The sequence below is a fragment of the Rathayibacter rubneri genome (assembly GCF_023743255.1).
In the GTDB taxonomy this organism is placed as follows: domain Bacteria; phylum Actinomycetota; class Actinomycetes; order Actinomycetales; family Microbacteriaceae; genus Rathayibacter; species Rathayibacter rubneri.
Genome location: NZ_JAMRYM010000030.1, coordinates 16,776 through 34,959 on the forward strand (window position 1 = coordinate 16,776; position 18,184 = coordinate 34,959).

The following is an 18,184-nucleotide window of genomic DNA, read 5'->3' on the forward strand; positions in this document are numbered from 1 at the left end:
ATGAGCACCACCACCGCCTCCGCCGCGCGGCCGCGGCGCCGCCTCGTCGACCGCCTCCCCGTCGTGCACCAGCTCCGCCAGAGCGTGGGGCTGCAGCGCGGGATGCTCGTCACGGGCCTCGTCATCACCGGCGCGTTCCTCCTGGTCGCCCTCTTCGCTCCGCTGATCGCGCCGTACCGCTACTCGCAGCTCCGCTCCGACAACGGATCCTTCGGTGCCCAGCAGCCGCCCAGCGCCGAGCACCTGCTCGGCACGACGGTCGGGGGCTACGACGTCCTCAGCCGTGTGCTCTGGGGAGCGCAGACCGCGTTCCTCGTGATCGTCGTCGCCGTCGTGCTCTCGATCTTCGTCGGCGTCTTCCTCGGCCTCGTCTCGGGCTATCTCGGCGGCTGGCTCGACCGGGTCCTCGTCGTGGTCTGCGACGCGATCTACGCCTTCCCGACCCTGCTCCTCGCGATCGTGATGTCGATCGTGATCTCGGGCGGGCAGTCGAACCTCTGGGCCGGTATCTTCGCCGCCGCCGTCTCGATCACGGTCGTCTACATCCCGCAGTACTTCCGCGTGATCCGGGCCGAGACCGTGCGGATCAAGGGCGACGCCTACGTCGAGTCCGCGAAGGTCGTCGGAGCCTCGACGAGCCGGATCATGTTCCGTCACGTGCTGCGGAACGCCACCCGGACCCTCCCGCTGATCTTCACCCTCAACTCGTCCGAGGCGATCCTGACCCTCGCGGGCCTGGGCTTCCTCGGCTTCGGCATCGAGCCGACGTCGGCGGCGGAGTGGGGCTACGACCTCAACAAGGCGCTCTCGGACGTCACGAGCGGCATCTGGTGGACCTCGGTCTTCCCGGGCCTCGCCATCGTCCTCGTCGTGCTGGGCATCACGCTCGTCGGCGAGAGCCTGAACGACCTCGCCGACCCGCGCCTGCGCGGTCGGCGCGCGGTGGCCGCCGGTTCCGGCGACGTGGCCGCGACGTCCGTCGTCCCGGGCGGCGTGCTCGCCGCGGACGGCCTGGAGACGCCGGGGCACGACCCCGTCGCCGGAGTGGAGGGGACGCGATGAGCGACCAGCGGCCGATCGTCGACATCAGCGACCTCGAGGTCGCGTTCGCCAGCGACAGGGGAGCGGTGCGCGCCGTCGCCGGAGTGAGCCTCCGAGTCGAGCGCGGCGAGGTGCTCGCCATCGTCGGCGAATCGGGCAGCGGCAAGACCGTGACGGCGAAGACGATCCTCGGGCTCCTGCCCGAGACGGCGACCGCCTCGGGCGTCGTGCTGCTCTCCAAGAAGGACGGCAGCTCCTCCACCGACGTCGTCTCGGTGCCGAAGGCGCGCCTGCGCGAGATCCGCGGCACCGACGTCGCGATGGTGTTCCAGGAGCCCTCGACGGCGCTCAATCCGGTGTTCACCGTGGGCTGGCAGATCGCCGAGGGGCTGCGCGCCCACGGCAGCGTCTCGAAGAAGGAGGCGCGCGCGCGGGCGATCGACGTGCTGCGCACCGTCGGCATCCCGGAGCCGGAGAAGCGGGTCGACTACTACCCGCACCAGTTCTCGGGCGGGCAGAAGCAGCGCGTCGTCATCGCGATGGCGCTCGTGCTCGATCCCGGCCTCATCGTCGCCGACGAGCCGACGACCGCGCTCGACGTCACGGTGCAGGCCGAGATCCTCGACCTCCTCCGCCGCTGCCGTGACGATTTCGGCACCTCGATCGTGCTGATCACCCACAACATGGGCGTGGTCGCCGATCTGGCCGACCGAGTCGCGGTGATGTACCAGGGCGAGCTGGTCGAGGAGGCGCCCGTGGCCGAGCTCTTCGCCTCGCCGAAGGACGACTACACGAAGAAGCTGCTCGCCGCCGTGCCGCACGTGGGCCAGGGCGTCGCGCGCGCGAAGGACCGCGCCATCGAGCGCGCGAGCCGGCCCCAGGCCGAGGTCCTGGTCGAGGCCGACGACCTGCGGATCCAGTACCCGGGCCGCCTGGGCCGCGCCGGCTTCGTCGCGGTCGACGGCGTCTCGTTCCGCATCCGCGCCGGAGAGGTCCTCGGACTCGTCGGCGAGAGCGGCTCGGGCAAGACGACGATCGGGCGTGCGATCGCCGGCCTCACGACGGTGACCGGCGGATCCCTCCGCGTGCTCGGCAAGGAGATGCGCGGCATCCGGGAGCGGTCTTTCCGCCCGGTCCGCGGCGACATCGGCTTCGTCTTCCAGGATCCGGCGTCGAGCTTCAATCCGCTGCTCACCATCGCCGAGTGCGTCGCCGAGCCGCTCGTCGTGCACCGGAGGTTCCCCGACGCGGGATCGGCCAGGACCCGCGTCGACGAGCTCCTCGAGGCCGTGCAGCTGCCGAAGTCGTACGGCGACCGCTATCCGCACGAGCTCTCGGGCGGGCAGCGCCAGCGCGCGAGCCTCGCGCGGGCGCTGGCGCTGCAGCCCAAGCTGCTGATCGCCGACGAGCCCACCTCGGCGCTCGACGTCTCGGTCCAGGCGCGCGTGCTCGAGCTGTTCTCCGAGCTGCAGCGCGAGTTCGGCTTCGCCTCGCTCTTCATCAGCCACGATCTCGCGGTCGTCGATCTGCTCGCGGACCGGATCGCCGTGCTCTACCGCGGCGAGCTCGTCGAGGAGGGCACGGGCGAGGAGGTCCTCTCCGCGCCGAAGCACCCGTACACGCAGCGCCTGCTCGCCTCGCTGCCCGTTCCGGATCCGGCCGAGCAGGCCGAGCGCCGCGAGCTCCTGCGCAGCATCACGCGGGCGGAGCGCGACGCGTGAGCACCCCCGCCGCGCCGATCGTCGTCGACGATCTCAGCGTCGAGTACCCGCCCCGCGGCATCAGCCGGCGCTGGACGGCCCTGCGGGGCATCAGCCTCCGGGTGGAGCCGGGGGAGGTGCTCGGGATCCTCGGCGGCAGCGGCTCGGGGAAGTCGACGCTCGCCCGTGTGCTCGGCGGCGACGGGCTCGGCAGCGACGGCGATCGCGCTCGCCCGGTCATCACCGGCGGCGACGCGACGGTGGCCGGTCACGGCCTGCGCCACCTGCCCGCCCGCGAGGTCAAGCGCTTCACGTTCGACGTGGCCTACCTGGCGCAGGACGCCGGCGCGACTCTCCGTCCCGAGCTGACCGTGTCCGAGCTGATCGCCGAGCCGATCTACCTCCGCGACCGCCGCTACGACCCCAGGAGCGCCGCGGTGCGGGTGGCGACGCTGCTCGACTCGGTGCATCTGCCGTTGTTCCTGCTCGACCGCTTCCCGTACGAGCTCTCGAGCGGGCAGCGGCAGCGCGTCGCGATCGCGCGGGCGCTCGTCCTCGGACCCAGGGTGCTCGTCGCCGACGAGCCCACCTCGGGCATCGATGCGACGGTCCGGGAGTCGATCGTCGACCTGCTCGCCGATCTGCGCCGCCAGGAGGACTTCGCGGCGGTCGTGGTGAGCCACGACATCGACGTCCTCAGCCGGGCGACCGACCGCATCGCCGTCCTCGTCGGCGGGGAGGTGGTCGCCTACGGTCCGCTGCTGGAGGTGCTGACGGAGTCGCGCCACCCGTACGTGCAGGAGCTCGGCGCCGCCTTCGCCGAGTACGAGCGCTTCGACGCCACCCGCGCCCAGCGCGTCGCTCCGGTCGAGGAGGTCCTGTGACCGCGCCGCGCGTCGCGGTCCTGCCGCGCTCCAAGGACGTCTTCACCCGCGCGATCCAGGAGGGCGGCGGCCGTGTCGTCGGCCTGGACGACGCCCCCGACGCCCTCCTCTGGCTCTCGTACGGGCGCACGCAGGAGCTCGAGGACGTGCTCGCCGAGCACCCGACGATCCGCTGGGTCCAGCTCCCGTGGGCGGGGGTCGACGCCTTCTCCGAGGTGCTGCACCGCGCCGCGCGGCCGGGACTCGCCTGGACGAGCGCGAAGGGCGCCTACTCCGAGCCGGTGGCCGAGCACGCCCTCGCACTGACGCTCGCGCTGCTGCGCTCCCTGCCCGAGCGGGCGCGGGCGCAGTCGTGGGGCGCGAAGCACGCCGCCACGCTCCACCGGGCTCGGGTCGTCGTCGTCGGAGCGGGCGGCATCGCCACCGAGCTCCTGCGGCTCCTCTCGGTGTTCGACGCCCGCGTGAGCGTCGTGCGGCGCAGCCCCGAGCCGATGTTCGGTGCGGAGCGGACCGTGACTGCGGACCGCCTGGCCGAGGTCGTGGCCGAGGCCGACGTGCTGGTGCTCGCCGCCGCAGCGACCTCGGGAACGCGGCATCTCGTCGACGCCGAGCTGCTCTCGCGGCTGCCGGCGCGCGCCGTCCTCGTCAACATCGCGCGGGGCACGCTGGTCGACACCGACGCCCTCGTCGCCGCGCTGGCGGAGGGACGTCTCGCCGGCGCCGCCCTCGACGTGACCGATCCGGAGCCGCTGCCGGACGGACACCCGCTCTGGACCGAGCCGCGCTGCCTGATCACCCCGCACACCGCCGACACCCCCGAGATGACCGCTCCGCTGCTCGCGGAGCGGGTCCGCGCCAACGTGGCGGCGTTCGCCGCGGGGGAGGACCTGCTCGGATCGGTCGACCCGGGGGCGGGCTACTGAGCGCCGCTGCTCTCGATTTGGTCTTCACGCAGAGTTTGCTAAAGTAGACGTGCGCTGATCGCCTCCGGGTGGTCGGATGATCCTCGATAGCTCAATTGGCAGAGCAATCGGCTGTTAACCGGTAGGTTCTTGGTTCGAGTCCAAGTCGGGGAGCGAAGGGCCTGGGACTCCACTCTCAGGTCCTTTCTTTTTGCCCTGGTGGGTCGTCCCGCGCTCCGGCGGCAGGTGTCCCGTCCCCGATCGGAGGCGCGATGCGCGAGGACGTCCTCGGCCTCCTGCGTCGTCGCCCCGATGTCGAGGCGCCGTCGCTCGTCGCCGTCGACGCGACCGACCGGCTCCTCCTCGAGCTCCTCGGGCAGCGCTCGCAGGTCGCCGTCGTGCAGGACGCCTACGGGGCGCTGACTCTCTCCCTGGCCGCCGAGGGGATCGCGGTCCGCAGCGTCCAGGACTCCGTCACCGCCGAGCGGGCGCTCGACGAGAACGCCCGGGTCGTCCTCGAGACCGGCATCGAGCTCGCCCCGTTCTCCGTCGTCGACTCGGTCGCCGAGGCGGTGCGCGGGAGTGACGCGGTCCTCGTCCGCCTGCCGCGCTCGCTCGACGCGCTCTCGGCGATCGCCGCCGGCACCGCGCTCTCCGCCCCCTCCGCGCCCCTGATCGCAGCGGGCCGCATCAAGCACATGACGCACGGCATGAACGAGGTCCTGCGCACGCGCTACGAGCGGATCGACGTCAGTCTCGCGCGTCAGAAGTCGCGGGCGCTGCTCGCGAGCACCGCGCAGGCCGTGCAGCCGCCCGCTCCCGAGGCACAGCGCCGGCGGCTCGACGAGCTCGACCTCGAGGTCGTCGCCGTCGCCGGAGCGTTCGCGGGCGCCCGGCTCGACATCGGCACCCGCGCCCTCCTCGCCGCCCTCGACACCGCCGCGCTCCCGGGAGGCACCGCCGTCGATCTCGGCTGCGGCACCGGCATCCTGGCCGCCGTGCTCGCCCGGTCGCGCCCGGACCTCGACGTCGTCGCCACCGACACGTCCCGCGCGGCGACGGAGTCGGCCCGAGCCACCGCCGAGGCGAACGGCCTGCGCGTCCGGGTCCTGCGCGACGACAACGCGTCCACCCTCGACCCGGGCTCGGTCGACGTGATCGTCTGCAATCCGCCGTTCCACTCGGACGGAGCGGTCACCGACCTGGTCGCACGCCGCATGATCCGCGCGGCCGGTCGCCTCCTCCGACCGGGAGGCGAGCTCTGGACCGTCTTCAACTCGCACCTCGCCCACCCCGCCGAGCTGCGCCGATCGGTGGGCGCAACCTCGGTGGTCGCCCGGAACGGCAAGTTCACCGTGACCCGGTCGGTCCGGACGACCGGACGCTGAGCGCAAGCCCCGTCGCCGGCTCAGCGGGCGCCCCCCGCTCGCGGGTACCATCGCTCTCCGGCGTCCCCTGCGCCGATCCCCGTCACCCCGCTCCGGAGGCCGTCGTGCTCGAAGTCGTCCTCGTCCTCGCCCTGATCGCCGCTGTCGGCGCGATCGTCCTGTGGCGCCGCTCCGTCACCGCCGAGAAGAAGCTGAGCGAACGGCACGCTCGCGAGGCCGAGCGCGTCGTGCGCCTCGAGATGACCGTCGGCGAGCAGGAGGCGCGCCTGCGGATCGTCGGCGAGCTCGAGCAGCTCGCGGTGCGCAGTGCCGCCCGCGTCGTCGAGGAGGCCGAGAGCGTGCGCCTGACGATCGAGCGCGATCCCGCGGCGGCCGAGCGCTCGGCGGTCCGGGCGGTGCGCGCGGCGGAGTCCTCGCTCGCCCAGCTGCGCCGGATCGCGAGCGTCGCCGCGGTCGACCCGGTCGAGCTCCCGTCCGCGGGGGGAGCGGAAACTCTCGTGTCCCTGGCCCGGGACCGCGGGCTCACCGTCCACGAGGAGACCTTCGGCGAGTCCTTCCCGCTGCAGGACGGCGCCGAGGTGGCGGTGCTCCGGGTCCTCGAGTACGCCTTCGACGAGGCGCTCGCCACGGGCGGATCCGGGACCGAGGTCCGCATCAGCTCCCGCTGGACGTCCACCGGCCTGCGCGTCGAGGTCGACGACGACCGCGAGCGGCACGGCGCCGCCCAGTCCGACGCGAGCGCCGTCGACGCCGACCTGCACGCGCTGACCGAGCGGATCGACAGCCCGGCGCTCGAGGAGCTCCGTCAGCGCGCCGCGCTCTTCGGCGGCGACGTCGTCGAGAAGCGGACGCCGGGCGTGGGTCGCTCGGTCACCGCCTCCTTCCCCGCGCTGCGCCACCACAACGGCGTGCACGGGGTCGACCTCACCTGAGCGCGATCAGCCCTCGAGGTCGTCGACTCCCGGAAGCCACGAGGTTCCGGGCACACCCCAGCCCCGCTTGCGCGTGATCTTCGCCACGGGCTTCCGGTAGTCGTGCTCGAGGCGGTCCGTGTAGAGGATCCCGTCGAGGTGGTCGAACTCGTGCTGGAAGACGCGCGCGAACCATCCCTCCGCCTCGATCTCGAAGGGCGTCCCCTCGAGGTCGACGGCCCGGAGGATCGCCTTCTCGGAGCGGCGCAACGGGAAGCGCTCGCCCGGGAACGACAGGCACCCCTCCGACTCCGTGTCCTCGTCCGCCTCGCCGAGCGGCACGGGCGAGACGAAGAGCTCCGGATTGATCGCCACGCCGCGGCGCGGGGTGCCGTCGTCGGCCGCGTAGTCGTAGACGAAGAGGCGGAGCGCGACGCCGACCTGAGGCCCGGCGAGGCCGACCCCGGGCGCCGTGTCCATCGTCTCGAACATGTCCGCGACGAGCGTGCGGAGGGAGTCGTCGAAGACGGTGACGGGTGCGGCGGGGGAGTGCAGGACGGGGTCGCCGGCGATGAGGATGGGGAGGACGGCCATGGGCACCAGGGTATCGCGGGGGTCGGCGGGGCCCGTCCGGGTGTCATCCGCTGGTCTTCCCCCCTCACCCGTGCGCCGGACGGCCCGCCGGGGGATTGTGGGTAGGGTCGAGCGCATGTCCACAGATCTGTCCGAGTTGACCGAGCAGTTCACGCTCGACCCGGCACAGTTCATCGGCATCCCGATCGCCCTCGTGGGCGCGGTCTTCCTCTCCCTGGGGGCCCAGTTCCAGCACCGCGGAGTCGTCAAGGTCGAGCGCTTCTCGGGCGGCGCCAAGTCGTCCGGGCTCAACGGCGGTCAGCTGTTCGCCCTGCTCTCCCGGCCCTCCTGGGTCGCCGGCACGCTGATGCTGGCCCTCGCCATCGTCTTCCAGCTCACGAGCCTGGGCTTCTCGCCCCTCATCGTGGTGCAGCCGCTCGGCGCCGTCGCGCTGGTCATCACCGCCGTGGTGAACGCGCGCGTCAGCAAGGTCCGTCTGAACAGGGCGTCCGTCCGCGCGATCGTGCTGTGCGTGGCGGGGGTGGGCACCTTCGTCCTCGTCGCGGCGTTCAACGCCGTCGACAGATCGATCCGGACGCCCCAGCTGGTGACGATCCTCGTGATCCTGGCGATCGTCCTGGTGATCTTCGTCGTCGCCTTCGGGGTCTTCCGCCGCAAGGCGCGCGCGATCTTCTACATCCTCGGCGCAGGAGTGGTCTACGGCTTCGTCGCGACCCTCGCGAAGGTCGTCCTCAACCGGATCAAGTTCGGCGAGTTCGACCCGCTGACCGTGGTCTGCATTGTGGCCCTGCTGGCGGCCACCGCGCTCGGCGGGTACTTCGTGCAGAACGCCTACTCGTCCGGGCCGCCGGACCTCGTTGTCGCGGGGCTCACCGTGATCGACCCGCTGGTCGCCGTGGCGATCGGCATCGTCGTGCTCGGTGAGGCGCAGTACGCCGCTCCGTGGGCGATCCCGCTGTTCGTGCTCGCCGGAGCCGTCGCCATCTGGGGCGTCCTCCTGCTCGCCAAGCACCACCCCCAGGCCCGCTGAGCCCGGCGACGCGGGCCGCCAATCCGCGGATCCGCGGGCGCCGCTGTCTACAATGAGGGCGCGCCGAGGTGCTCCGAAACCGACCGACCACACGCCGATCGTCTCCTCACCGTCACGACCGGCACGACACCGTTAGGAACCACCCCCGTGTCAGACCCCCGCGACGCGTCACGACCGGAGTCGCCCCGGAACCGCGAGTCGGCTCCCGCCTCCGACGATCCCTCCCCGTCGCTCCCTGAGCCTGCCGGCGACGCACCGCGGCCGCTCACCGTGGTCATCGGCTGCGACACCTTCGCCCCGAACGTGAACGGAGCCGCCAAGTTCGCCGAGCGCCTCGCCGCCGGACTCGTGCAGCGCGGTCACGTGGTGCACGTCGTCGCCCCGTCGGCCGACGGCTGGAGGGGGACGCGCTTCGAGACCCACGAGGGCCAGCGGATGATCGTCCACCGCCTCTACAGCTGGCGCTGGTTCCCGCACGACTGGATGCGCTTCGCCATGCCGTGGCGCATCCGGCAGAACAGCGCGCGGATCCTCGACGAGGTGAAGCCCGACGTCGTGCACTTCCAGTCGCACATCATCGTCGGCCGCGGCCTCGGCATCGAGGCGGCCGCGCGCGGCATCCGCATCATCGGCACGAACCACTTCATGCCCGAGAACATGCTGGAGTTCACCCTGCTGCCCAAGGCCGTGCAGGCGAAGGCCGTGCAGATGGCGTGGCGTGCGGCCCGCCGCACCTTCGGCCGCGCGGAGGCGGTCACCACTCCGACCCGCAGGGCTGCGCAGTTCCTCGAGCAGTACACGGGCCTGCGCGGAGTGCACGCGATCTCGTGCGGCATCGACGCCGACAACTACACGCCCGACTTCACCCCGCGCACGGCCAACCGCATCCTCTTCGTCGGCCGGGTGACGGGCGAGAAGCACATCGACGTCCTGCTGCGCGCCGTCTCCCTCCTCGACGAGTCGCTCGACGCGCAGCTCGAGATCGTCGGCGGCGGCGACCAGCTGCGCAACCTGCAGCAGCTGGCCACCAGCCTCGGCATCGCCGACCGGGTCCGCTTCACCGGCTACGTCTCGGACGACGAGCTCAAGCAGGCCTACTCGCGGGCGACCGTCTTCGCGATGCCCTCGATCGCCGAGCTGCAGAGCATCGCGACGATGGAGGCGATGGCCTCGGCCCTCCCGGTCGTCGCCGCCGACGCGATGGCGCTCCCGCACCTCGTGCACGACGGCGAGAACGGCCACCTCTTCGAGCCCGGCAACGCCCAGGCCCTGGCCGACCGCCTCACCGACGTCCTGTCGTCGAGCCCGGAGCGCCTCGAGGAGATGAAGCGCGCCTCCCTCCGCATCGTCGCCGCGCACGACATCAACCGCACGATCAGCACATTCGAGAGCCTGTATCGTGGGGAGCCGGTGGCCGATCCGACCATCGACGCAGCCTCCGCCACGGCTGGCCGAGCCTGACGGCTCTGCCGCTGGCGGGGTCCGCGGGGCGTTAGCTCAGCCGGTCAGAGCAGCGGACTCATAATCCGTCGGTCATGGGTTCAAGTCCCGTACGCCCTACTTCCCCGTGCGATCCCCCTCATCGATTCCGCATCTTCAGCTGCAGCCCGGCGTCGGCTCGGAAGCCGTTCACTGGACGGGCATCGGTGGCGGCGCCCGCCTGACCGCGCACTCGGCTCTCGGCGTCGACCCCTCGCCGCCGGTGTCGCGGTGCGACTGCGGGGCGGGGTCGAAACGACCCGCGTGCCCCCCGGTGCGGGGTCGTCGCGTGGGGAGATCACTCGTGAACGCTCGAACGGGCTCCTGAGCATCTAGCGTCGTCCGTACACCACTCCGAACGGCGAGCGGGAACAGGACGCTCGCCACGACCGCGACAACGACGACGCAGCTTGAGGACCCACCATGGACACGATTCTCCGTTCGATTTTCACCACCCGCAGCTGCATGACCTGCGCCAGTGGAAGGGCGCGGGTGATGAGCCTGTTCTGCTCGTCCACGTGCGAGAGCATCAACGAGCTCGACGCCTGACCTCGCCGGCCGCCGGCGACAGCATCCGGGTTCGATCCGGGTGAGCGTCGCGGCGCCGCTCCGGCTGCCGGTCACTCGGTACCGAGTAGTACCGCGCGGTTCGCCGCAGCCGCGCACCGCCGCCGTGCACCCGTCGGGAACGACGAAACGCCTCCCACCGACCGCCTCGACGGACGGTGAGGGGCGTTTCGCGCGTCGGCGGTCAGCCGACGATGCGGCCCGAGAGAGCGTGCGAGCGGTCGGGTACGCGGAAACAGTCGTACTCGACGTCGAGTGCGACAACTCCTGCGGAGACGAGCTCCGTCAGGCGGAGGGCGACTTCTTCAGCCGCGACTTCGCCGCGCGCTCGGTGAGCACGGAGAGGTAGTCGCGGACCGGTCGGTCGGCGAGGGCGTCGAGCTCGGCGCGGACCGTCGACTCCACCTCGTCCGCGGAGTGGTCCGGGAAGCGCGCGCGCAGGCGCGCCGACACTTCGGAGGCGATCTCGTCGAGGTTCACGTCAGCAGGCACCAGAGGATGATGCACCACTGCGGTTAACGGACGGTGCCGGGCTGGAGAGGACGGCCAGGACGGGGGGCGCGGATCCACAGCCGACCTGCCTACCCTGGTGGAGGATGCGACGGAGCGTTCGCCCGCACTGCAGGAGGACCGCGGCGGGCGAGAGGGCCCCGCGTCCGACTCGTCCTCGAGGTCCGGACGGACGACGGAGGACACCGGTGGATCGCATCGAGCTCGCGAGGACGCTGCACGAGATGGGGAGGGGCGCCCTGTCGGACGCGGTCACCCGCGCCGTGAACCGGGGCGACCTGGCCGTGGTGCCGCTGCCGGTCCGCTCCGCCACGCACGAGACCGTCCGCAGGAGCGGGCGCCGGCGTCGCACGGTCGACGCCGTGGTCGAGACGACCGGGGTCAACGCCTGGCTGCTCGACGACGACACGGCGGTGGCGCTCGCCCGCGGCGGGATCCTCCTCCGGGACCCGGTCGACCGCGTCTTCTCGGCGCCGACGGTCGACGAGCTCTCCGCCGCGCGCGATGCGACGGCACTCGGCGGCTACCTGGCGGACGCCGAGGAGCTCGTCGCGACCGTTCTCGGCACCCCGCCGATCGCGTCGTCGTGATCGCTAGCACGTCCGCCGTCCGGGCGCCCGTACTGGCCGCTCCGAGCGGTTCGTGATTCGCTGTTCTCGTGCCTGACCTCCCGATGTTCCCGCTCGGCTCCGTGCTCCTGCCGCACATGCCGCTCCCGCTCCGGCTGTTCGAGCCGCGGTACCTGCGGATGCTCGGCGACATCCTCGAGGACGAGAATCCGTCGTTCGGCGTGGTCCTGATCGAGCGCGGCCAGGAGGTCGGCGGCGGCGATCAGCGCTTCGCCGTCGGCACTGTGGCGCGCATCCTGAACATCGACGGCGCGGAGTCGTTCGTCACCCTCGACTCGGTCGGCGAGCAGCGCTTCGAGGTCGTCCGCTGGTACGAGGACGATCCCTATCCCCGCGCCGAGGTCCGCTACCTCCCCGACCTCGAGTGGGAGCCGCGGCTCGACGAATCGCTGGCGACGGCCGAGTCGGCGGTCCGCACCTCCCTGGCCGTCGCGAGCGAGTTCGTCGAGCAGCGCTACGGGGCGGTCGTCGAGCTGGCGGAGGACCCGGCCGCGCACGCGTGGCAGCTCGCAGGAGTCGCCCCGGTGACGGAGTTCGACCGTCTCGCGTTCCTCCGGAGCGGGTCGATGGAGCAGCTGCTCGACGGGGTGCGCGAGAAGTCCACCGAGGCCACGGAGTCCTTCCGCGCAGGCTGGGCCTGACCTCCGGCCCGACGGCGGAGTCAGCCCTCGAGGTCGACGCCGCGGTCCTGGGCGAGCTTCGCCAGGTCGTCGACGACGACCAGCGCCATCCGCACCGACCGGTCGCGGCGGTAGTCCTCCGCGGTCGGATCGATCCGCGGGGCGCGGTCGAGTGTCTCCTCGATCGACTGCGACAGCTCGCGCCACGCGTCCTGACGGGCGTCGTCGACCAGCGCGGCGAGGTAGGCTTCGTCCTCCGCGCGGCTGCGGAGCGTCTCGGCGACGGCCAGTGACAGCCGCTCCCGGTGATCGAGGTTGTCGACGTCGGCCGAGCGGTAGTCGTGCACGTGATCGGAGCGGCCGTCGACGAAGGTGACGTCGGCGGCGATGGTGCGCAGGCGTACCGCAGCCGCCTCCGACTCGTCGGCGAGCTTCCGCAGCTCGACGGCCGCGGCACGCGAGTAGTGGCCGACGTCGAAGGGGACATCAGCGGTGAGACCGTCCATCAGGACCCGGTTCTTCACGGCCATCCGGCTCGCGTACTCCGCGAGCATCAGGCCCTCCTCCGTGGCCTCCTCGACCGAGACGGGGTCACGGGCGGGGTTCTCGTCGGGATCGTAGGGCTGCATCTTCAGCCTGCGTCGACGGCGGAACCACACGCGCGTCACCTACATCCTGAGCACGGCGCTCCGCCCACCGGAGCACCTCTTCGAGAATACCCGTCGGGGGAGCACCGCGGGAGAGCGGCTCAGGCGTCGCGCCAGTCGTCCTGCAGGAGGTGGGAGCCGGCCTGCGGGCCCATCTGCAGCATCCCGCCGTCGACGACGTACGACGAGCCGGTCACGTAGGCCGCGCCGGGGGAGGCGAGGAACGCGATGACCTCCGCCACTTCCCGGGCGACGCCCGGGCGGCCGAGCGGGATGCCCGGGCGGTCGATCGTGAACGGATCCACGTCGTCGGCGTCGTTCATCGGCGTCGCGATCTCTCCGGGCGCGACGGCGTTGACGGTGATGCCGTGCCGTCCGAGCTCGAGCGCGGCGACCTTGAGCAGTCCACCGAGACCGTGCTTGGCGGCGACGTAGGATCCGGCGCCGACCCGCGGCTGGTGCTCGTGGACGCTCGTCACGGCGATGAGGCGGCCACCGGTGCCGCCCTCCACCATCAGGCGGGCGGCCCGTTGCAGGCAGACGAAGGCGCCGTCGAGGTTCAGCGCGACCGTCCGCCGCCAGCTGTCGAGGCTCTGCTCGAGGAAGGTCTCGCCGCCGCCACCGCCCGCGTTGTTGACGAAGACGTCGAGCCCGCCGAGGCGCCGGGCGAGATCGTCGATCACGTCGCCCGCGCTTTCCAGCTCGGTGGCGTCCAGTCGGGCGATCTCGGCCCTCCGCCCGAGCGAGCGGACCTCCTCAGCGGTGGCCTGCGCGCCCTCCTCGTCGCTGTGCCAGGTGATGCCGACGTCCATGCCCGCCCGGGCGAGGGCGACCGCGGTCGCCTTCCCGATCCCCGAGTCGGATGCGGTCACGAGGGCGCGGGTGGGCTGGAAGTCACGGGGTCCGTGGGTCATGTCGTCTCCTGAGTGCTCATCGAGGTCCGTCCCCACCGATCCGAGCATCCCTGCGGCGGTCACGGGACCGCCTTGACAGGGAGCGCGGAAGCACCGACCGGCGTGGGAGGGACCCGACCCCGGTGCCGATCGCGTTGACTGGGCGGATGGATCACCGGCGCATCTCGGTCGTCGTCCCCGTGAAGGACGACGCCCGACACCTCGAGCGACTGCTCTCCCTTCTCGACGAGCAGACGCTCGCCCCCCTCGAGGTGGTCGTCGTCGACGACGGCAGCACCGACGACAGCGCCGATGTCGCGCGGGAGCACGGTGCGCGCGTCGTCGTGCACGAGGGGAGCGGGATCCCGGCCAGCACGGCCTTCGGGTTCGACGTCGCCGAGGGCGACATCCTGGCGCGGCTCGACGCCGACTCGCAGCCCGGGCCGGACTGGATCGCCCGCCTCGCCGGGCACTTCGCCGATCCCGCCGTGGGAGCGGTGACCGGGCCCGGGCGCTTCGTCGAGCTCGCGCCGCTGCCGCGTCTGCTCGCCCGGATCGTCTACATGGACGCCTACTTCGCCCTGATGGGCTCGGCCCTCGCGAACTGGCCGCTGTTCGGGTCGAACTGCGCGCTGCGCCGCTCCGCGTGGCAGGAGATCGCGGAGGAGATGCACCGCGACGACGCGTACGTCCACGACGATGTCGAGATCAGCGTGCATCTCGGAGTGCGGCACCGGATCGTGCTCGACCGGCACCTCGAGGTCGGCATCTCGGCGCGGCCGTTCGGCACCGCCGGGGACATGGTCCGCCGGCTCGACCGCGCGATGCACACGCTGCGTCGGCACCCCGGCCTCGGCGCGCCCGTCCTGCGCTGGACCCACCGGGTCCGCCGCTCCCGTCTCGACCGGCTGCAGCGGATCGCGGCGTCCCGGCGCGCGATCGCCGCCGCCTCCGATCGCACCCGCGACTGAGCGGGAGTCAGTCGGCGGCGGGCCGCCCCTCCTTCGGCATGGCGGAGACGGCGACGAGCATGCCGACGGCCACGACGGCGAGGGCGATGCAGACGAACCGCGTCCCTGCGGCGAGATCCTCCGGAGCCGGGCTGCCGCCTCCGGTGGCGGAGTTGACGATCGCGCCGAAGACCGCGACCGCGACCGCGCTGCCGATGTTGCGGGCGAAGAAGTTGGTCGACGAGACCACGCCGCGCTCGTTCCACTCGACGCTGGACTGCGCCCGGATGAGGGTCGGAGTCGCCACCAGCCCCATGCCCGCGCCGATCAGCACGCAGTAGCCCGCGATCTCCCAGAGGCTGGAGCCCGGGCCGAGCAGGATCGTGAGCGCGCTGCCGACCACGACGAGGAGCGCTCCGAGGAGACCGGTGCTGCGGAAGCCGATGCGGAGGTACAGGCGCCCGGACAGGCTCGCGGCGACCGGCCAGCCGAGGGTCATGGCGGCGACGGCGAACCCGGCGCCGAGAGCCGAGCTGCCGAGCACGCCCTGCGCGAAGGTGGGGAAGTAGGAGGTGACGCCGAGCGTGATGGCGCCCACGGCCGCCGAGACGAGACTCGTCGTGAGCAGGAGGCGTCGACTGAGCACCCACAGCGGGAGCACCGGGGCTGCGGCCCGGCGCTCGATCGCGACGAAGCCGGCGAAGGCGAGCGCCGAGAGCGCGAACACTCCTATCCCCGCGGGCGAGAGCCACGGCCACGCCGTCCCGCCTTCGAGCAGCCCCAGGATCAGCAGAGCGGTGCCGACGGCCAGGACCACGGCCCCCGCCACGTCGAGCGGCTGGCGCTCGCCCCTCGTGGTCTCGCGGAAGCTCCTCATCAGGAGGATCGCCGCGAGCAGGCAGAGCGGGATGTTCACCAGGAAGATCCCCCGCCACGCACCCAGATCCGACAGCACGCCGCCGAGGGTCGGCCCCACGACGGAGGAGATGCCCCAGACGCTCGCCAGGTAGCCCTGCGTCTTCGCCCGCTCGGCGACCGTGTAGATGTCGCCGGCGATGGTGATTCCCATCGGCTGGATCGCGCCCGCGCCCAGCCCCTGCAGCGCGCGGAAGGCGATGAGAGCGGGCATGCTCCAGGCGAGGCCGCACAGCAGGGAGCCGACGAGGAACAGGCCGATGCCGATGAGCATGATCGGCTTGCGCCCGATGACGTCCGAGAGCTTGCCGTAGAGGGGTACCGACACCGCCTGCGCGAGCAGGTAGATCGAGAAGAGCCACGGGAACTGCGCGAAGCCGCCGAGGTCGTCGACGATCGCGGGCACCGCCGTGGCGAGGATCGTGGCGTCGAGAGCGACCAGCGCCGTCGAGATCATCAGCGAGAGGAGGATCGGACCGCGCTCGGAGCGCAGCCCGACACTGGCGCGGGTCGGGGCGTCGGTCATTCCCCCGACGGTATTCGATCGCCGGGGAGGGGAGGAGGACTCGACGCGCTCGGTAGACTCGTCGTATGGAACTCGTGCTCTGGCTCGTCATCGCCGCTATCGCCGCCGCAGGCCTCGTCTCGGGCACGGCCGCGCTCATCGCCATGACGAAGTCGCCCTGGTCGGCTGAGAAGTAGCACGTCCCGCGTCGCGCCTCACTCGTAGACCCGCACGACGCTCCAGCACGGCTCCGTCGACGCGACGACGTCGAGCACGAACGATCCGCCCGTCTCGACGTGCGTGGCCTGGAACCGCCAGCCGCCGATGCTCACCGGACGCCGCCCGAACGTCGGCGGGAACGGCTCGAGCGGCGCCCACCAGGCGCTCGTGCACGTCCACACCGTCGGCCGGTCGGTGACGCGGTAGCGACCGCCCCGCCAGTCGAGCGCGACAGGCACGCCCTCGCCGTCGGTCGAGACCAGTGCCGTCTCGTCGATCACCGCCATCATCGCGCTCCCGTTCCTCCTGTCGGCGACCCGCCCGGGGGTGCCCGGGACGGTTGGCCGTTCGAACACGTGTTCGATAGTCTGCGAGTGTACGCCGGGGCGGTCCTGCCCGCCACGGCCCCACGAGCGAACGGCTGGAGGCGCGATGATCGAGTGGAGTCCTCTGCAGATGCTGCGCAGCAGCGGTCCCGACGAGTGGGTGATGGTCGACGCGCTCCGCACCGGCCGGATCGGTCTGGTGCGCCGGATCGAGACGGGCCCGTACCGCGAGACGTGGTTCAGGGCCGTCACCTGGGCGGCGGAGCCCGAGAAGCGGACGCTCGTCGGCTACTCCCGCGACATGGAGACCATCGCGAAGGCGCTCTGGGAGCGCCAGCCGCCCACGGCGCAGGAGAAGCCCTTCCCCGGCTACCCGCCGTCGCGGCCGGCCCAGGGCGCGGCAGCCCGGTGAGCAGGGCCCGTGCCGGCGCCGTCGACGGTCCTCCGGCGGAGGAGAATGGCCGGATGCTCCTCGTCCTCGCCGGTTCCCCCTCGGGCGCCTGGACGGCGTCGTCGATCGACGACTCCGGAGCGGTGACGGAGGAGCGCGCCGGTCGCGGACCGGCGTCCCTGGCCGCGTTCGTCCGAGCGAGCGAGCAGCGACGGCCGCGCTGGGTCTGGGACGACACGGCGCGCTGGTACCCCGGGCTGCTCGAGGCGGGGGTCGCGGTCTCGCGCTGCCACGATCTGCGCCTGTGCCGCGCGATCCTCCGACGCTCCTCCGCGGCGGCCGGCTCCGTCCTCGCCCGCGCTGCCCGGGACGCCTGGGACGCGGAGGCGGCCGCCCCCGTCGCCACCGACACCCTGCTCGGCTTCGAGGAGGCCGCCGTCGACCCCGCGGCGCTGGATCCCGTCGTCGAGCTCGCGCTGCAGGAGGACGCGGTGGCGGGCTCCCCGCAGTCCGGGCGCCTGCGCCTCCTGCTGGCCGCGGAGTCCGTGGGAGCTCTGATCGCGCGCGAGATCGCCGCCGCGGGCCTCCCCTGGCGGGAGGACGTCCACGACCGCGTGCTGACGGAGGCCCTCGGTCCGCGACCCGTGTTCGGCGGCCGACCGGCCCGGCTCGAGGCCCTCGCGAACCGCCTGCGCGAGGAGCTGGCGGCACCCGAGCTCAACCCCGATTCGCCGGCCGACCTGATCCGCTCGCTCCGCCGCGCCGGACTCGCCGTCGAGTCGACCCGCTCCTGGGAGCTCCGCTCGATCGAGCATCCCGCGATCCCGCCGCTGCTGGAGTACAAGAAGCTGTCCCGGCTGCTCACCGCGAACGGATGGGCGTGGCTCGACGCGTGGGTCCACGGCGGCCGGTTCCGCCCCGAGTACGTCGTCGGCGGCGTGGTCACCGGGCGGTGGGCGACGTCCGGCGGCGGCGCGCTGCAGCTCCCTCGGCAGATCCGCGCCGCCGTGGTCGCCGACGACGGCTGGAAGCTGGTCGTGGCCGACGCCGCGCAGCTGGAGCCCCGGATCCTCGCGGCGCTGT

The 18,184-nt window shown here is 72.4% G+C and carries 20 protein-coding genes and 2 tRNA genes; 16 read left to right on the forward strand and 6 right to left on the reverse strand.

From position 1 onward, the window contains the following. The 7 genes from NB037_RS08905 (at position 1) to NB037_RS08935 (ending at position 6,847) form a co-directional block, all read left to right on the forward strand. Entirely contained in the window at positions 1–1,062 is a 1,062-nt protein-coding gene (locus NB037_RS08905; RefSeq protein ID WP_251945245.1) for an ABC transporter permease, read from the forward strand. Continuing rightward, positions 1,059–2,762 (forward strand): ABC transporter ATP-binding protein, encoded by a 1,704-nt coding sequence (locus NB037_RS08910; RefSeq protein ID WP_251945246.1) that lies wholly within the window; start codon positions 1,059–1,061, stop codon positions 2,760–2,762. Before NB037_RS08905 ends, NB037_RS08910 begins: the two co-directional genes overlap by 4 nt. Next, a complete protein-coding gene (locus NB037_RS08915; RefSeq protein ID WP_251945247.1) occupies positions 2,759–3,625 on the forward strand; it encodes an ATP-binding cassette domain-containing protein in 867 nt (288 codons plus the stop codon). Before NB037_RS08910 ends, NB037_RS08915 begins: the two co-directional genes overlap by 4 nt. Then, positions 3,622–4,548 carry a D-isomer specific 2-hydroxyacid dehydrogenase family protein gene (locus NB037_RS08920; protein ID WP_251945248.1) on the forward strand — a complete coding sequence of 309 codons (927 nt, stop codon included), beginning with the start codon at positions 3,622–3,624 and terminating at the stop codon, positions 4,546–4,548. The genes NB037_RS08915 and NB037_RS08920 overlap by 4 nt, the downstream gene beginning before the upstream one ends. 80 nt (positions 4,549–4,628) lie before the next feature. Continuing rightward, positions 4,629–4,701: transfer RNA gene (locus NB037_RS08925), tRNA-Asn, on the forward strand. 98 nt (positions 4,702–4,799) lie between these two features. Continuing rightward, positions 4,800–5,915: a class I SAM-dependent methyltransferase gene (locus tag NB037_RS08930; RefSeq protein ID WP_251945249.1), complete on the forward strand. Its 1,116-nt coding sequence runs from the start codon at positions 4,800–4,802 to the stop codon at positions 5,913–5,915. Between the two features lie 104 nt (positions 5,916–6,019). After that, positions 6,020–6,847, forward strand: a complete 828-nt coding sequence (locus NB037_RS08935; protein WP_251945250.1) for a sensor histidine kinase — start codon at positions 6,020–6,022, stop codon at positions 6,845–6,847. Between the two features lie 6 nt (positions 6,848–6,853). On the opposite strand, the gene def is transcribed toward NB037_RS08935, so the two are convergent. Then, positions 6,854–7,420, reverse strand: a complete 567-nt coding sequence (gene def / locus NB037_RS08940; protein ID WP_251945251.1) for a peptide deformylase — start codon at positions 7,418–7,420, stop codon at positions 6,854–6,856. A gap of 115 nt (positions 7,421–7,535) precedes the next feature. On the opposite strand from def, the gene NB037_RS08945 reads away from it, so the two are divergent. The 4 genes from NB037_RS08945 to NB037_RS19530 all read left to right on the forward strand — a co-directional run bounded on the left by NB037_RS08945 (position 7,536) and on the right by NB037_RS19530 (position 10,478). Beyond that, positions 7,536–8,450 (forward strand): DMT family transporter, encoded by a 915-nt coding sequence (locus NB037_RS08945; protein WP_251945252.1) that lies wholly within the window; start codon positions 7,536–7,538, stop codon positions 8,448–8,450. Between the two features lie 276 nt (positions 8,451–8,726). Next, on the forward strand, positions 8,727–9,911 hold the full coding sequence (locus NB037_RS08950; protein WP_251945268.1) for a glycosyltransferase: 1,185 nt from the start codon (positions 8,727–8,729) through the stop codon (positions 9,909–9,911). 25 nt (positions 9,912–9,936) lie between these two features. Next, a tRNA-Ile gene (locus NB037_RS08955) sits at positions 9,937–10,010 on the forward strand. 342 nt (positions 10,011–10,352) lie between these two features. Continuing rightward, positions 10,353–10,478: a hypothetical protein gene (locus tag NB037_RS19530; RefSeq protein WP_278249978.1), complete on the forward strand. Its 126-nt coding sequence runs from the start codon at positions 10,353–10,355 to the stop codon at positions 10,476–10,478. 303 nt (positions 10,479–10,781) lie between these two features. Here NB037_RS19530 and NB037_RS08960 read toward each other — a convergent pair whose 3' ends face one another. Next, complete coding sequence (locus NB037_RS08960; protein ID WP_207402423.1) at positions 10,782–10,988, reverse strand: three-helix bundle dimerization domain-containing protein; 207 nt, start codon at positions 10,986–10,988, stop codon at positions 10,782–10,784. 206 nt (positions 10,989–11,194) lie between these two features. Between NB037_RS08960 and NB037_RS08965 the strand changes: the two genes are divergently transcribed. Both NB037_RS08965 and NB037_RS08970 read left to right on the forward strand, forming a co-directional pair. Then, positions 11,195–11,596, forward strand: a complete 402-nt coding sequence (locus tag NB037_RS08965) for a hypothetical protein (RefSeq protein ID WP_251945253.1) — start codon at positions 11,195–11,197, stop codon at positions 11,594–11,596. A gap of 68 nt (positions 11,597–11,664) precedes the next feature. Continuing rightward, complete coding sequence (locus NB037_RS08970) at positions 11,665–12,276, forward strand: LON peptidase substrate-binding domain-containing protein (protein ID WP_207402421.1); 612 nt, start codon at positions 11,665–11,667, stop codon at positions 12,274–12,276. Between the two features lie 20 nt (positions 12,277–12,296). On the opposite strand, the gene NB037_RS08975 is transcribed toward NB037_RS08970, so the two are convergent. After that, positions 12,297–12,923 carry a hypothetical protein gene (locus tag NB037_RS08975; RefSeq protein WP_251945255.1) on the reverse strand — a complete coding sequence of 209 codons (627 nt, stop codon included), beginning with the start codon at positions 12,921–12,923 and terminating at the stop codon, positions 12,297–12,299. A gap of 80 nt (positions 12,924–13,003) precedes the next feature. Then, entirely contained in the window at positions 13,004–13,816 is an 813-nt protein-coding gene (locus NB037_RS08980) for an SDR family oxidoreductase (protein WP_251945257.1), read from the reverse strand. Between the two features lie 146 nt (positions 13,817–13,962). Between NB037_RS08980 and NB037_RS08985 the strand changes: the two genes are divergently transcribed. Beyond that, positions 13,963–14,766: a glycosyltransferase family 2 protein gene (locus NB037_RS08985; RefSeq protein ID WP_251945259.1), complete on the forward strand. Its 804-nt coding sequence runs from the start codon at positions 13,963–13,965 to the stop codon at positions 14,764–14,766. Between the two features lie 7 nt (positions 14,767–14,773). Here the strand turns inward: NB037_RS08985 and NB037_RS08990 are convergent, their stop codons facing one another. Both NB037_RS08990 and NB037_RS08995 read right to left on the reverse strand, forming a co-directional pair. After that, on the reverse strand, positions 14,774–16,186 hold the full coding sequence (locus NB037_RS08990) for an MDR family MFS transporter (protein ID WP_251945261.1): 1,413 nt from the start codon (positions 16,184–16,186) through the stop codon (positions 14,774–14,776). A gap of 194 nt (positions 16,187–16,380) precedes the next feature. Next, complete coding sequence (locus NB037_RS08995; protein ID WP_251945263.1) at positions 16,381–16,740, reverse strand: hypothetical protein; 360 nt, start codon at positions 16,738–16,740, stop codon at positions 16,381–16,383. A gap of 76 nt (positions 16,741–16,816) precedes the next feature. On the opposite strand from NB037_RS08995, the gene NB037_RS09000 reads away from it, so the two are divergent. Beyond that, entirely contained in the window at positions 16,817–17,122 is a 306-nt protein-coding gene (locus tag NB037_RS09000; RefSeq protein ID WP_251945265.1) for a hypothetical protein, read from the forward strand. A 53-nt stretch (positions 17,123–17,175) separates the two neighbouring features. After that, the coding region (locus NB037_RS09005; RefSeq protein ID WP_251945267.1) for a bifunctional 3'-5' exonuclease/DNA polymerase at positions 17,176–18,184 on the forward strand (1,009 nt) is incomplete at its 3' end.

Excerpts from the sequence above, each read along its gene's own strand:
- NB037_RS08905 (WP_251945245.1), top strand. The coding sequence starts at position 1 with ATGAGCACCACCACCGCCTCCGCCGCGCGGCCGCGGCGCCGCCTCGTC.
- NB037_RS08910 (WP_251945246.1), top strand. The coding sequence starts at position 1,059 with ATGAGCGACCAGCGGCCGATCGTCGACATCAGCGACCTCGAGGTCGCG.
- NB037_RS08930 (WP_251945249.1), top strand. The coding sequence starts at position 4,800 with ATGCGCGAGGACGTCCTCGGCCTCCTGCGTCGTCGCCCCGATGTCGAG.
- def (WP_251945251.1), bottom strand. The coding sequence starts at position 7,420 with ATGGCCGTCCTCCCCATCCTCATCGCCGGCGACCCCGTCCTGCACTCC.
- NB037_RS08945 (WP_251945252.1), top strand. The coding sequence starts at position 7,536 with ATGTCCACAGATCTGTCCGAGTTGACCGAGCAGTTCACGCTCGACCCG.
- NB037_RS19530 (WP_278249978.1), top strand. The coding sequence starts at position 10,353 with ATGGACACGATTCTCCGTTCGATTTTCACCACCCGCAGCTGCATGACC.
- NB037_RS08980 (WP_251945257.1), bottom strand. The coding sequence starts at position 13,816 with ATGACCCACGGACCCCGTGACTTCCAGCCCACCCGCGCCCTCGTGACC.
- NB037_RS08985 (WP_251945259.1), top strand. The coding sequence starts at position 13,963 with ATGGATCACCGGCGCATCTCGGTCGTCGTCCCCGTGAAGGACGACGCC.
- NB037_RS08990 (WP_251945261.1), bottom strand. The coding sequence starts at position 16,186 with ATGACCGACGCCCCGACCCGCGCCAGTGTCGGGCTGCGCTCCGAGCGC.
- NB037_RS09000 (WP_251945265.1), top strand. The coding sequence starts at position 16,817 with ATGATCGAGTGGAGTCCTCTGCAGATGCTGCGCAGCAGCGGTCCCGAC.